The organism is Flagellimonas sp. (assembly GCF_965222555.1).
In the GTDB taxonomy this organism is placed as follows: domain Bacteria; phylum Bacteroidota; class Bacteroidia; order Flavobacteriales; family Flavobacteriaceae; genus Flagellimonas.
On the sequence record NZ_CBDCUG010000001.1, the window covers coordinates 411,362 to 425,708 of the forward strand.

Annotated in this window: 13 protein-coding genes and 1 tRNA gene; 8 read left to right on the top strand and 6 right to left on the bottom strand. The window is 38.2% G+C overall.

The window, feature by feature from the left end; translation table 11 throughout:
- The first annotated feature begins 71 nt into the window (after positions 1 to 71).
- From ACOQO1_RS01855 to ACOQO1_RS01865, 3 genes are all read left to right on the top strand, one after another.
- Positions 72 to 1,790 (top strand): GMC family oxidoreductase, encoded by a 1,719-nt coding sequence (locus ACOQO1_RS01855; RefSeq protein ID WP_420601160.1) that lies wholly within the window; start codon positions 72 to 74, stop codon positions 1,788 to 1,790.
- A gap of 3 nt (positions 1,791 to 1,793) precedes the next feature.
- Positions 1,794 to 2,510, top strand: coding sequence for a gluconate 2-dehydrogenase subunit 3 family protein (locus ACOQO1_RS01860; RefSeq protein ID WP_420601161.1), 717 nt, complete (start codon positions 1,794 to 1,796; stop codon positions 2,508 to 2,510).
- A 75-nt stretch (positions 2,511 to 2,585) separates the two neighbouring features.
- Positions 2,586 to 2,669: transfer RNA gene (locus tag ACOQO1_RS01865), tRNA-Leu, on the top strand.
- 320 nt (positions 2,670 to 2,989) lie between these two features.
- Here ACOQO1_RS01865 and ACOQO1_RS01870 read toward each other — a convergent pair.
- Positions 2,990 to 3,379, bottom strand: a complete 390-nt coding sequence (locus ACOQO1_RS01870; protein WP_420601162.1) for a hypothetical protein — start codon at positions 3,377 to 3,379, stop codon at positions 2,990 to 2,992.
- 120 nt (positions 3,380 to 3,499) lie between these two features.
- On the opposite strand from ACOQO1_RS01870, the gene ACOQO1_RS01875 reads away from it, so the two are divergent.
- Complete coding sequence (locus tag ACOQO1_RS01875; RefSeq protein ID WP_420601163.1) at positions 3,500 to 3,706, top strand: hypothetical protein; 207 nt, start codon at positions 3,500 to 3,502, stop codon at positions 3,704 to 3,706.
- A 9-nt stretch (positions 3,707 to 3,715) separates the two neighbouring features.
- Here the strand turns inward: ACOQO1_RS01875 and ACOQO1_RS01880 are convergent, their stop codons facing one another.
- The 3 genes from ACOQO1_RS01880 to ACOQO1_RS01890 all read right to left on the bottom strand — a co-directional run bounded on the left by ACOQO1_RS01880 (position 3,716) and on the right by ACOQO1_RS01890 (position 9,226).
- On the bottom strand, positions 3,716 to 5,014 hold the full coding sequence (locus ACOQO1_RS01880; RefSeq protein WP_420601164.1) for an HlyD family secretion protein: 1,299 nt from the start codon (positions 5,012 to 5,014) through the stop codon (positions 3,716 to 3,718).
- Positions 5,015 to 5,020: 6 nt separating this feature from the next.
- Positions 5,021 to 7,228, bottom strand: coding sequence for a peptidase domain-containing ABC transporter (locus ACOQO1_RS01885; protein WP_420601165.1), 2,208 nt, complete (start codon positions 7,226 to 7,228; stop codon positions 5,021 to 5,023).
- A gap of 414 nt (positions 7,229 to 7,642) precedes the next feature.
- Positions 7,643 to 9,226 (bottom strand): vitamin K epoxide reductase family protein, encoded by a 1,584-nt coding sequence (locus ACOQO1_RS01890; RefSeq protein WP_420601166.1) that lies wholly within the window; start codon positions 9,224 to 9,226, stop codon positions 7,643 to 7,645.
- 279 nt (positions 9,227 to 9,505) lie between these two features.
- Between ACOQO1_RS01890 and ACOQO1_RS01895 the strand changes: the two genes are divergently transcribed.
- From ACOQO1_RS01895 to ACOQO1_RS01910, 4 genes are read left to right on the top strand one after another with little or no spacing between them, the layout of a single operon-like run.
- The gene (locus ACOQO1_RS01895; protein WP_420601167.1) at positions 9,506 to 10,405 is read left to right on the top strand and encodes a MerR family transcriptional regulator; all 900 of its coding nucleotides are present in this window, start codon (positions 9,506 to 9,508) and stop codon (positions 10,403 to 10,405) included.
- A 15-nt stretch (positions 10,406 to 10,420) separates the two neighbouring features.
- Positions 10,421 to 11,875 (top strand): phytoene desaturase family protein, encoded by a 1,455-nt coding sequence (locus tag ACOQO1_RS01900; RefSeq protein WP_420601168.1) that lies wholly within the window; start codon positions 10,421 to 10,423, stop codon positions 11,873 to 11,875.
- A 5-nt stretch (positions 11,876 to 11,880) separates the two neighbouring features.
- Positions 11,881 to 12,720, top strand: a complete 840-nt coding sequence (locus ACOQO1_RS01905; RefSeq protein ID WP_420601169.1) for a phytoene/squalene synthase family protein — start codon at positions 11,881 to 11,883, stop codon at positions 12,718 to 12,720.
- Entirely contained in the window at positions 12,721 to 13,170 is a 450-nt protein-coding gene (locus tag ACOQO1_RS01910) for a beta-carotene hydroxylase (protein ID WP_420601170.1), read from the top strand. It begins immediately after the preceding gene.
- Between the two features lies 1 nt (position 13,171).
- Here ACOQO1_RS01910 and ACOQO1_RS01915 read toward each other — a convergent pair whose 3' ends face one another.
- Positions 13,172 to 13,732, bottom strand: coding sequence for a TlpA family protein disulfide reductase (locus ACOQO1_RS01915; RefSeq protein ID WP_420601171.1), 561 nt, complete (start codon positions 13,730 to 13,732; stop codon positions 13,172 to 13,174).
- Between the two features lie 3 nt (positions 13,733 to 13,735).
- Positions 13,736 to 14,296 (bottom strand): TlpA family protein disulfide reductase, encoded by a 561-nt coding sequence (locus ACOQO1_RS01920; protein WP_420601172.1) that lies wholly within the window; start codon positions 14,294 to 14,296, stop codon positions 13,736 to 13,738.
- Positions 14,297 to 14,347: the final 51 nt, after the last annotated feature.

Genomic DNA, 14,347 nt, shown 5'->3' on the forward strand with positions numbered 1-14,347 from the left:
GTCAAAAAACGTAAAAAACGGCGATCAATCCTCTGATATTTTATATTTTGCTGGAATAATTTTTCAATAAAATGCAGATAATAGAATCTTCCGAAGTTTATGATGTAATAATCGTAGGCTCAGGTGCTGGTGGCGGAATGGCTACTAAAATTCTCTCCGAAGCTGGACTCAAGGTAGCCGTTGTTGAAGCAGGACCTTTTTTCGACCCAGCAGATCCCGAACAAATGACTCAGTTAAAGTGGCCCTACGAATCACCCAGAAGAGGTGCAAGTACAACTAGGCCCTTTGGTGATTTTGACTCGGCCTACGGTGGATGGGATATTGAAGGAGAACCTTATACAAATACTGAAAACACCGATTTTAAGTGGTTCCGTTCAAGAATGCTCGGTGGGCGTACCAATCACTGGGGAAGAATCTCCCTCCGCTTTGGACCAAAAGATTTTAAGAGAAAAGATCAAGATGGCTTAGGCGACAATTGGCCCATTGGCTATGAAGATGTTAAGCCCTATTATGATAAAGTAGATAAGTTAATTGGTGTATTTGGAACCAATGAAGGGCTTCCCAATGATCCTGATGGTTTCTTTCTACCCCCGCCAAAACCAAGATTACACGAACTTTTTTATATCAAAGGGGCTAGAAAATCGAACATTCCGGTGTACCCTTCAAGAATGTCCATGCTCACCAAAAAAATAAACAATGACCGGGGAGTATGTTTCTACTGTGGTCAGTGTTCAAGAGCTTGTCAAGTTTATGCCGATTTCTCCGCAGGGACCTGTCTTGTCTTCCCTGCTCAAAAAAACGGTGGCCAAATAGACCTCTTTGTCAACTGTATGGTTAGGGAAGTGACCACCAATGACGAAGGAAAAGCAACTGGTGTTTCCTATATCAACAAAGAAGACAGAAAAGAATACAAACTAAAAGGAAAAGTAGTGGTAATGGGTGCTTCTGCATGCAGTACCGCAAGAATTCTTTTAAATTCCAAAAGTTCACAACATCCCAATGGCTTGGGCAACAGCAGCAATATTGTTGGTAAATACCTTCATGACTCTACAGGAAGTAGCAGGGTAGCTTTTGTTCCAGACATGATGAACAGAAAAACCTATAATGAAGACGGTGTAGGTGGTATGCATGTGTACACCCCATGGTGGTTGGACAATAAACAACTGGATTTTCCCAGAGGATACCACACAGAAATTTGGGGCGGACTGGGAATGCCCAGTTATGGTTTCGGTTTCAACCCCAATGATTTCAACAAGTTCTTTGGACTTAAAGTTGGAGGTTACGGCAACGATCTTAGAAAAGATGTTAAAAAATATTACGGTTCGGTTCTTGGTATCGCGGGAAGAGGAGAATCCATTCCGCAGAAAACCAACTACTGTGAAATTGATAATACCAAAGTGGACGAATATGGTATTCCAATTTTAAAGTTCAATTACCAATGGACGGATCATGAAGTAAAGCAGGTCAAACATATGCACGACACTTTTGAGGAAATCTTTCATAACATGGGTGCAGAACCATTGGGCAGCAAGCCTGGTAAAGAGCAGAATTATGGCATCTTAAAACCGGGTGAGATCATTCACGAAGTGGGTACCACCAGAATGGGTGACAATGAAAAAACATCCGTGGTCAACAAATACCAGCAATTACATGATGTCGACAATGTTTTTATAGTGGATGCAGGTCCGTTTGTATCCCAAGCAGATAAAAATCCAACATGGACCATTTTGGCACTCTCATGGAGAACCTCAGATTATATAGTTGAACAACTCAAACAGCAAAACATCTAAGTAATGGATAGAAGAAAAAGTTTAAAATCGATTTTGCTTGGCGGTGTTGCCAGCGGATTGGCTGTCCATGGGTGTAAACCCAATCTGGATGAAACGGTTACCCAAGAAATTATAGCTTCCAACAACTATATATATGGCAGAACCCCTAAAGAAAAGGAGCTGGATGAAAAATTGTTGAAAGAAGTCTTTTTTAACGAACATGAAATGGAGACCATGGCTGTGCTCTGCAATCTGATATTACCTGCAACCGAAGATTCTGGAAGTGCTACCGATGCGGAGGTTCCTGATTTTATTGAATTTATGGCCAAGGACATTCCAGAACTACAAACTCCGTTGCGAGGTGGTTTTATGTGGTTAGATCATAAAAGTAACACGGATTATAACCTAATGTTCAAATCAGCTTCGGAAGAACAACAAAAAGCCATTTTAGATATCATAGCTTATCCAGATCCAGAAGTTCCAACTGATGAACAACCTTTGCAAATTCAATTTTTTACGCTGATACGTAACTTGACGGTAAGTGGATACTATACTACAAAAATGGGAATAGAAGACCTCGGTTATAAAGGAAATATGCCCAATGTTTGGGATGGAGTTCCTGAAGATGTTCTGGCACAGCACAATGTGGCTTATGATGAAGAATGGTTGACTAAATGTGTGGATCAAAGTAAACGAGGCATTATAGCAGAATGGGACGAGAATGGAAATCTCTTGACCTAACAGTTTCAAATAGTTTGCAAAATAGTATTGGTACAACTTAAATTTTAACGATATTTGCCCGCAAATTCCAAAGAGGCCCACGTGGTGGAATTGGTAGACACGCTACCTTGAGGGGGTAGTGTTCGAAAGGACGTGCTGGTTCGACTCCAGTCGTGGGCACTTTAACTCAATGTTTATATGGGTTTAAAGGTGCAAGGGGAAAATTAGGGGAAAACCTTGGTTTATCCCCTTTTTTGAAGATTTGTAGTTAACAGATTAAATCTACTTCCTTCCTTTCCTTTTGTTCCTAATCCTAGCAATGTAAATCACAAGAAGGGAGAGCACCAACAGTACAATTGTTGTTATTATTGCCAGCATCTCGGAAGCAGATATGCCTTGCAATTCTGGTTCTTTATCCTTATTGGAAATCAGAGAGATAACGACTGAAAATAATGTTGTCATACGTACAATTTAAGAATTATTGTTCATCCATCCCATAACTATTCGGTCAATCCGGAATAAATGTGTCGTAAACCAACATTCAGGTTTTTGTCCCTACTACTTAAATTAAAGTACAGTACCAATTTTTGGAAATCCAATTGTAGGTTAATATTTCTTATGGAAGAAAGAAATGCCAGCATTTTGTGCGTATAGTTTTCGAAAACCTTTGATTGGGCAAAATGGAACGAAAAATTGAACACCAAATTGTCCGGCATTTCCATTGTTATCAACTCGCTGTTAGCGGCTTTGTAGATATTAATGTAACTACAATCCCTTGTCATTTGTTTAAGAAGTATTCCATCATGGATAACCTCTATGACAAGATTGGTAAAAGCGAATCCCAAAGACGAGTCAACATTGCCATTAGAAAAAGAACATACAGTTTGCACAAGATCAGGTTTTGGATATTTTAGGATGTTTTTAGATTTGAATTTTATTAGAAAGAGACATACAAATAAAACAACCAAAAAGTTGTTACAAAAACTGATTTTTAACTGGAAATTGCTCTCATGGAAAATGAGAACAAGGAGCAATTATTAAAAAACCAGACCAAGCGGATCAAACAATTGCGAAGAGTAAAGGGAGTTACACAAGAGGAAGCCCTAATGATACTGGAATACAGTTCTCAAGAACTGAGCAGGGCAAGTGTGATGTTCAGCTTTCCACCATCAAACAGCTCTGTAGATACTTTGGAATTTCCTTGGGTTATTTTTTGATGAATCTTTTTAATATTTAAAAATGTCCTTGAACTTGTAAAAGATTCTTTCTGCCACACTAAGATCTTCTGTTATGATTTCAGCATTTCCAATAAGTTCCTGATCAAAAGGCAGTCTCCTATTATATGAAGTCATTGTTCCGTTAGGAAGGGAAATGTAAACAAAATAGTTTCCTTCTTTATCGGGTGATATTGATATATTCTTGACCTTGCCAGATAACATACCATGCTGTTGATAAGGGAAATTATCAAGTTTAACCAATGTCTTTTGACCCAAAGTTACCTTTCCTGCATTTTGGGATGGGATGGTCAGTTTGCCCACCAAGGTGGATCTATCTGTAGGCAATATGGAAAAAACCACTTCACCTGAATTGATATATTGGTTTACTCCCCAAAATTCTTGAAAACTTACCACTCCTTCAATAGAAGATGAGAGCACATAGGTGTATTCCCAATCTCGAATTGCCTTTTTAAGTACATTATAGGATTGTGAAAGATTGGTCAGAAAACGGGTATCATCTTCCTGTTGGTTAATTTGTGTTGTCTTTAGGTTTTGTCCGGCAGAGGAAATGGCCTCGCGCATTTGTGATATAGAAATGGCCATAGTGCTGATGTTTTTTTCCATTTGCAAGAATTCCAGCTTCTTGGCTTCATATTCCTGTTCCGAAATAACTCCCTTGCCATATAGTCTCTCATGTCGTTCAAAGTCCCTCTTTTCAAGTTTGTACTCTTGTTCCAGAACTTTCTTTTGTCTGATTTGATCCTTAAGCCTCAGTTTTATCTCCACCAAGGATTGTCGGTTCCCTGATAATTGGTTAGTGTATGGGTCCAATTCTTTCAATAAAATATAGTCCACAAAGCTTTTCTCAAAATTGATATAGGCTGTTTCAATATCTCCCAACACAAGATTGGATGTTAAATCTGTAGGAAATATAAACCCCTCGGACCTCAAGGGTAAAGTGTCCAAAATTGCCTTTAAAAAATATACATCTTCAGTATTTGCAGTGTTCCGAATAATCGCCAAACGTTGTCCAACCCCAACCGTATCTCCATTCTGTATATAAATGTTATTCAAAGCTCCAGAAAATCTTGTCACAACCCTTTCAGTAGGCTTTTCCGTAGTTACAATGATTTTAGCGGTGACAAAATCTGGATACTTTATAATAAAGGAAAGGGTCAAGATGATAATGGTAAACATAAAGATCAAGGTAATGCCCCAACGTACAATCCATGCAGGGGGGGTGGACAGTATTTCCTGTACTTCTTCTGACCTTAAATTGAGTTCCTCTATATTAGGGCTTTCTGGCATCTTTCCTTAAGCATTTAGTTTTTCAAGTTCCAATTGATTCTTCACCAAATTATAGTAAGAGCCTTTCAGTTCCAACAGTTCCTGATGTGTTCCAGACTCCGTTATCCTGCCTTCATCCATGACCACGATTTGGTCGGCATCCTTTACCGTACTCAACCTATGGGCAATAATAATTACCGTTCGATTTTCAAAGAACTTGTTCAGATTTTCCATGATTACCCGCTCGTTTTTGGCATCAAGGGCCGAGGTGGCCTCATCAAAACATAGCACGTGGGGATTCTTATATACCGCTCGGGCAATGAACAGCCGTTGTTTTTGTCCAGTACTCACTCCAACTCCTTCATTGCCAATCTTAGTGTTGAATCCCAAGGGTAGGGATTGTATAAAGTCATAAATATTGGCAATTTTGGTTGCATTTACCAGTCGTTCCTGATCAATGGTATCCTCGCCTACGGCAATGTTATAAGCAATTGTATCGTTGAACACATATCCTTCTTGCATGACCACTCCACAATAGTCGCGCCAGGCGCTATGTGAGATTCCCGATAAATACTGATCTCCATAAAGGATATTGCCTTTGTTAGGATTATAAAACTTTAATAACAACTTCATCAATGTGGTCTTACCGCTACCACTAGCCCCCACAATGGCCGTTATTTTATTTGAGGGAATTACCATATCAAGCCCCTTGATGACGTTTTCATCACTGCCCAAGTACCTGAAAAATATATTTTTTAGCACGAGTCCTTGATCTGGCTTTATTCTGTTCACCAATTGTTTTTCCCGATCTTCTTCATCCTTTTTGTCATGAATCTCTGCCAAACGTTCCATACTGATCTTGGCATCTTGGTAGGAACGGATAAAACCTACCATCTGTCCAATGGGGGCATTCAATTGTCCTATAATGTACTGTATGGAAAGCATCATCCCAAGCGTGATGTTACCTTCTATCACTAAGACGGCTGAAGTGAAGGTGATAATGATGTTCTTAAGTTCGTTAATTACGGATGACCCTACTCCTTGGGTCTGTTCCAATGCCAAACTCTGGATTGATACCTTAAACAGGCGTGCCTGAACAAATTCCCACTTCCATCGCTTCTGCTTTTCCGCATTGTGCATTTTAATCTCCTGCATCCCATTTATCATTTCAATAACCGTACTCTGTTCTTGGCTCAATTGTGAAAATCTCTTATAATCCAGTTCTTTCCTTCTTTTAAGGAAGTATAATATCCAAAGTATATATAGGATGCTCCCGATGGCGAATATTCCAAAAATGGAAGGACTGTAATAAATAAGTACCGCTCCAAAGACCACTAAGTTGAACATGGAGAACAACGTGCTCAGTGTAGAACCTGTCAACAGGTTTTCAATACGACTGTGATCATTGATACGTTGCATGATATCCCCCGTCATACGCGTATCAAAATAGGCAATAGGGAGAGCCATAAGCTTGATAAAAAAATCGGATACTAAAGAGATGTTGATACGGGTACTTAAATGCAATAATATCCAACTTCTAAACACCTCTACGCTAGTACGACCTAAAAACAACATTACCTGTGCTGCCAATACCACATAAATGAAATTGACATCCTGGTTCTGTATTCCTACATCAACAATACTTTGGGTAAGGAATGGGAAGATAAGCTGTAACAAACTTCCAACTAATAGTCCAATGCAAAGCTGAATCAATAACCCTTTATATTTAAACAGGTATTGGAAAAGAAAGCGAAGTGATTTCTTATCCATATCCTCCCAGTGTAGTTTTTTAAATTTAGGAGTGACCTCTAACAACAGAGCAATTCCCTCTTTGATATGCTCCGTCGCGTTGTTACCTATCCAACGGGTTAAAAACTCTTTTTTGGAATAGCTAATCAATCCATAAGACGGGTCTGAGATATGGACAATCCCCTTCCTTATTTTGTAGACCACTACAAAGTGGTTTTTGTTCCAATGTACAATACAGGGCAAGGGGGCATCTTCCAATTGGGTGTAATTCAACTTTACCCCAATGGACTTAAAACCTATGGCCTCTGCGGCATCACTTAACTTTAAAAGATTGCTACCTACTCTAGTGGTCTCTGAAAGTTCCCTTATTTCTTGTAGTGAAATCAATTTGCCATAGTGTTTGGCAATGATACGGAGACAAGTTGGACCGCAGTCCTTAGTATCAGGTTGTTTGTAAAAGGGAAAGCTATTTTTTTGGCTATTCATTAAATTTTCAAAAGCTACCATCGATTAATAATGGGTTAAGAATCATTAACCGATGATAGTTTGGTTCAATTATTATGAACAAGAACAACTTGCTATAACACTACCAGGACCACCAAAGTGATAACAAATGGAATTTCCCACACTTAGACAGTCTGACCCTACAGGATTTGGATATGTCCCACCAATGGTACATGTTAATGTGCAACTACCACTTCCGCCTAAAACAGTCTTCAATTGTTCTCTTTGAAGAAAATCAGCAGAATCCAAGTTCAATGCTTTTAAACTCTTTTTTTTCATGACTAAACAAATAATAAAATTAATTTTGCCTGGACGGTTTAGGTCACCCAGGTTTGTGACCATTCTTCGCGAAAGAATATCGTCCGGGCCTAGGTTTTCCTAGGCCTTTTTAGCTCTTTAATTCAAAACTTCTTTTAAATCCTCTACGCTATATTCTTTGGGCAGCTCATGCCCATTGATAAATATGGTAGGAGTATGGGTTATTTTTTCTACATCACACCACCTGCGCATAGCCTCAATTTTCTTATACTGCTCTTTTAGTTCCCCATTCATGGGATGCTTTTTGGAAAAGACCTCATAATCTTTATTATCTGCCAGATACCAATCATCTAATGCCATTTGGGTTTGTTCTTTATTTCCTTGGGCTTCAATTGCTAGAAAATGAGCTACAGCTTTTGCCTTAATATTATTTTCCTCTGCACTTGCAGTGAACAGAATTTGCAAGTTGATTTTTCCAGCTTCCATAAGTTCTTCCAAAATAGGGTGTGCTTTGGCACAAGGTCCACAATACGGGTTACATACCTTAACCACATTAAATCTAGCCGTTTTGCTGATAAAAGAGATTCCCAAACCTTCCGTACTCTTTTCAATTTTACGGCTCTTTGCCAATAAACCGCTCAACACATTAGGATTGTTCTTTATCTTCTTAAGCCCTCTTTTATATAGGTTCTTCTCCTTTTTTCCTTCCAATAAAGGTTTGAACCATTTCCAAGTAGGAATGGGCACTAACAACAGAGCGGCCAAAAGAAGAAGAGAGTCCGGCTCAATTGACCCTTGATAAAAATTTCCAAAATAAACAAGTGTAATTTCCATGAGGAGAACAGCCTGTACAATGATGCAAAACTTACACCATTGTTTTATGATCAATCCCTGATAATACAGCGATACTGCCACAACGGGTAATGTTGCAAAACTAAGATATGCCAGTAAGGTTAAGGAAGTATTTGAAAATCCATTGAAGAGTAAGAAGAATAGCGTACCAAAAAAGTAAGCAAACCCTATAAGACCAAGACTAAATTGCCCATTGAACACTTTGGAATATTTTGAATTCAATACCACCTCACAATTAACTTTTTTACCTCCGGAGCAGAAACTTTGGAGGGTGGGATTGTACTTGTCCACCTCATACCACAATAACATAACTCCAGTTATCAGTCCTATAAGCTTGAGTAGCGTATAACCAACAAAATATTGAGAATCCTCATTATTAAACAACGTAAAATCAGAAATATTTGTACCAGCCCATAACAACAAAAGAACTATTATGGCCCATTTAAAAATATCTGACATCCTTTTTTCATCAATACTCTTCTCAATGCCTGGTTCTTTGGACTGTTCATTTGACTCTACCAAAAGACAGATGCCCGTCCATCTGCTTAAAAAGTCCTTGGTAGGTAGGGCAACAGATTTTCCTTTTTCATCCAAATAGACAACTTTATCATCTGAATACTGTTTTAACACATGGAACATTCCTCCTTGATCCGATAGTTGCACAATACAAGGAAGGGGAATTTCCTTCAACTTTTCAGTGCCTATCTTCACTGCCAAGTTATCAATCTTGTACTTTTCCAATGTATCAGAGACACATAGCAAACTTGGATGTTCAGGATGGGACAGTATATTGTCTTCTAGAAATTGCCTTGTATACTTAATGTTCAGTTGAGGCAATAAATATTTTGTCGTGGATACACAATTATCCATAGTAAAGCTTTTGACTTGATTTAGGGAAACTTATTACATTAAAAGTAGGAATTATTGTATAACAATAGATTTCTTTTCTGTTAAATCATGTTAAGCAACAATTAAAATCCTGAAATTTTCATAGCGCACTCAACTGGAAATACACATTCTATATACAATAATGCGTCCTCTTGTTTAAAATCAATCCTATCCTTATTCAGTATACTTTACAATTTTATGATCATAAATTAGGTCAACTCCAATTAAAGTGTAAATTTGTTTAACGTTAATTCACAAAAGATGAACAATGTTAAAAGTTCTTTCAGCATCAGAGATATGGAAAACCTATCCGGCATCAAGGCGCACACTATAAGAATTTGGGAAAAAAGATATAATCTTTTTGCACCAGAAAGAACCACCACTAACATTAGGACCTATAGCCTTGGCAGCTTGCAAAAGCTGCTCAATATTACATTGCTGTACAATAATGGTTACAAAATTTCCAAGATTGCAAAACTGGAAGAATCACAGATTCCGATGGTTGTGCGGGAAATTGTATCCAACAACAGTGAAAAAAGTCATGCTATCAATACCTTTAAGCTGGCCATGGTCAACTTTGACCAAACTCTTTTTCTCAATACATACAACAGCCTTTTATCAGAACGATCTTTCAGGGACATCTTCAATGAGGTTTTTATTCCCTTGTTGAACGAGTTGGGTCTTTTATGGCAAACGGACACCATCAGTCCAGCGCATGAGCATTTTATCTCTCATTTGATCAAACAAAAAATATACATCAACACAGAGAAACTGCAACTGATAGAACCCTCAAAAAAGGATAAGATATTTGCACTTTTTTTGCCGGAAAACGAAATCCACGAACTTGGACTATTATACCTTAACTATGAAATAACCCTTAGGGGTTACAAATCCATCTATTTGGGACAGACTATGCCTATGGAAAGTCTTACGGATTTGTTGAAGTATTACGAGAATGTCCATTTTGTATCCTATTTTACCGTCGCACCTACCAAGGATAAATTAACTACTTATCTAAATAAATTCTCTACAACCTTAAATACCTCCAACAACGCAAAACTTTTTGTTCTGGGACATCAGATTCAATACCTTACAGAGGAGGAACTTCCAAACACCATCAAAATATTTCATTCTATTGAACAATTGACCGCTTCACTTTAATATGCTGAAAGTAACATGAAAAAAATCATCATCATCGGTTCTGGATTTTCCTCCCTGTCTGCGGCCTGCTACCTAGCAAAGACTGGACATCAAGTGGAACTGTTTGAGAAGAACGGTACCGTTGGTGGAAGGGCCAGACAATTAATCAAAGACGGTTTTACTTTTGATATTGGTCCAAGTTGGTACTGGATGCCTGATATTTTTGAAAAATTCTTCGCAGATTTTGGTAAAAAACCTTCTGATTATTACCAATTGGACAAGTTAGATCCAGCTTACAAGATTTTTTTCAAGGATGATGTAATGACCATTGGGGATTGCATGGATAAAATAAGTGCGGAATTTGAACGCATAGAATCTGGAAGCGGTAAACATTTAAAGGAGTTCATTGGTAAGGCCCAAGAGAATTATGATATTGCTATAAATAAAGTGGTGCTTCGTCCTGGTCTTTCACCTTTAGAATTGGTTACCAAAGAAACCGTGTTTCGAGTCGACCAATTTTTTAAAACTATAAGCTATGAGGTGCGTAAAAGGTTTAAAAATCCAAAACTGATTTCCACCTTGGAATTTCCAGTGCTCTTTTTGGGAGCCAAACCCAACAAAACCCCATCTTTCTATAGTTTTATGAATTTTGCCGATTTTGGATTGGGCACATGGCATCCAAAAGGAGGGATGTATGAGATTATTAAGGCCATGAAGCATCTGGCCGAGGAATTGGGTGTAAAAATCAATACCAACAGTGCTGTGGACAAAATTCTTGTCACTGATGGAAAAGTATCCGGAATACGTAGTAACGACAAAGATTATAGCACAGATATCGTCATCAGTGGAGCAGATTATCATCACTCCGAAACCCTATTGGAGAAAAAAAACAGGCAATACTCCGAATCATATTGGAACAAGAAAACCTATGCGCCTTCCTCCCTACTCTTCTACATTGGTTTCAACAAAAAACTAAAAAACATAGAGCACCACAACCTCTTTTTCGATACGGATTTTGAAAAACATGCCCAGGAAATCTATGATAGTCCCCAGTGGCCAAGTGAACCGCTATTCTACGCAAACTTTCCTTCTGTAACAGATATTTCAATGGCACCCGAAGGATGCGAGGCCGGATTTTTCCTGATTCCCATTGCACCGGGATTAAACGACACCCCGGAATTGCGCTCACAATACTTTGATATTGTAATGGATAGGTTCAGTAGACGCACCGGTCAAGATGTCAAAAATTCCATTATCTTTAAAGAGAGCTTCTGTGTAAACGACTTTATTGAACAATACAATTCTTATAAAGGCAACGCTTATGGCATGGCAAATACACTTAAGCAGACCGCCTTTTTAAGACCTAACCTCAAAAGTAGCAAAGTAAAAAATTTGTTTTTTACAGGTCAACTTACCGTTCCGGGACCTGGGGTTCCCCCGTCATTAATTTCCGGAAAACTGGTATCTGACCTGATAACCAAAAAAACGTAAGCCCTATGAAAACTATTTTTGATCGTGTTTCTTATGACTGTAGTAAAATTGTTACGGAGTCCTATAGTACTTCATTTGCCTTGGCCACAAAAATGTTGGCGACTTCCATAAGAAAGGACATCTACAATATTTATGGTTTTGTTCGTTTTGCGGATGAAATTGTGGACACTTTTCACGATTACGACAAAGAACAATTGTTTTCAAATTTTGAGCAATCCCTTGAGAATGCCCTTACCAATAAAATTAGCTTGAACCCCATACTCAACTCTTTTCAATATACATATCACAAATATGATATCCCCCACCATTTGGTCGAGGCCTTTATGAAGAGCATGCGTATGGACCTCCACAAAAAAGAATACAATACCATTGATGAGTATCAAGAATATATATATGGCTCCGCGGATGTAGTTGGGCTAATGTGCCTCTGTGTTTTTGTAAATGGTGATAAGGAGAAATACGAAGAACTGAAAGAATCGGCGATGGCTTTAGGATCCGCTTTCCAAAAAGTGAATTTTCTCCGTGACCTGAAAGCTGATTATGAAGACCTAAACCGTTCTTATTTCCCAGAAACCAATTTGGCGGAGTTGGATGAGGTATCAAAAAAACGTATTGTTGAAGAGATTAAAGCAGATTTTGCGTTAGGTTATTCGGGAATTGTAAAATTGCCAGAAGCTGCCAAGTTTGGGGTTTATACTGCATACAAATACTATAAAAAATTGCTTCAGAAATTGCAAAGCACCCCTCCCGTGGAAATAAAAAATACTCGAATTCGTGTTCCAAATTATCAAAAATTTGGACTTTTGGCCGAGTCTTACGTGAATTATAAACTACAATTGCTCTAGATGAAAGTTTTTGTTTGGATACTAATATTTCTTGCCACCTTTTCAGTTATGGAATTTATGGCGTGGTTTACCCACAAATATGTCATGCACGGATTTCTTTGGAGCCTACATAAAGATCATCATAAAAAAGACCACGACTCATGGTTTGAACGGAACGATGCTTTCTTTATTTTTTATGCGGTAGTGAGTATGGTTTGCTTTTACTCAGGGGCAGAAACCACATTTTGGTACGGATGGCCCTTGGGTTTTGGAATTCTGGCCTATGGTATTGCCTATTTTTTAGTACACGATATTTTCATTCATCAGCGATTTAAACTTTTCCGAAATGCCAACAATTGGTATGCCCGTGGTGTACGCAGAGCGCATAAAATACACCATAAACACTTAGGAAAAGAAGAAGGTGAATGTTTTGGAATGCTGGTGGTGCCCTTTAAATACTTTAAGAAATAGGCTATTCCGCCAAAAGTTTATCAAGAAGATTTCTTGTTCTTTCAGAATTCCAATTTGCGGCACCTCTTTCATCTACCACAATTTTTCCCGATTTACTTATGATATAGGTAGCTGGTATGCTCCTATAAAACAATTCATCTGGAGTTGAAGACACCTCAAAATAAACAGGTATTTTAGACTTCTTTTTTTGAAGGAATGGGGATACTTTTTCAGGCTGCTCATTGGTCACAAATGCAAATTTCACCCTATCCCCATAATCGTCATGCAATTTTTCTAGGCTTGGAAGTTCAGCCACGCAAGGCGGGCACCATGTTGCCCAAAAATTGATTAGAACAACTTCACCCCTATTCGTTTCAAAGTCAATTCCATCGCCGTTCAGGTCAACCAACTGCCAATCATAGTCCTCAAGGTTTTTTTGTTTATCACCTTCAACAATAGCCGCACTTGTGGCAAAAATCTTTCCAACAAGTACCTTAACATGGAACCCTAGCGGGGTAAACACAATTAAAACAATCGCCAATATCCAGAGGATATTGCTCATCTGATCTTTAGAAAGTTTCATTAATTATTCAGCAATCAGTTCATCCAACAGCTTGTACACCTTGGTCGTACTCCAATCAGCAATCTTTCTTTTGTAGATGACAATATTGCCTTTTTTGTCAATAAGGTATGAAGAAGGGACTTCATCAGGATTGATGGGTGTTTTCTCTCCAATAATTAAATAAGTAACCGGAAAGGTGAATCCATGTTTTGCCATAAATTCCTCAACCGGAGGCCTGTTTTCATTGGTGATGATATAAAAATCCATTTTCCCTTTATACTGATCATACATTTCTTGAACACTTACAAGTTCTGCCTCACTGGGTAACTTCCAAGATGCCCATAGGTTTATAAAAATCACATTTCCCTTAGATTTTTCAAAATTGAAAAAATTCCAGTCCGCATCTTTAAGTTTCCAATCATAGTCGGCAATTGTTTCTCTTTTAGAAGCTTCAATGACTGGTGGGGAAAAAGAAAATAACCGATTCAATAAAATTTTGCCATAATCTCCCATTGGGGTCATAAAAAAGGATAGCACAAAAAGAATCAGTGCAATATTAACTATGGTCTTTTTATTGATCTTCATTTTTTGAATTTGATCAAAACTAAAAAACTCCTGAAACAATATCAGGAGTTT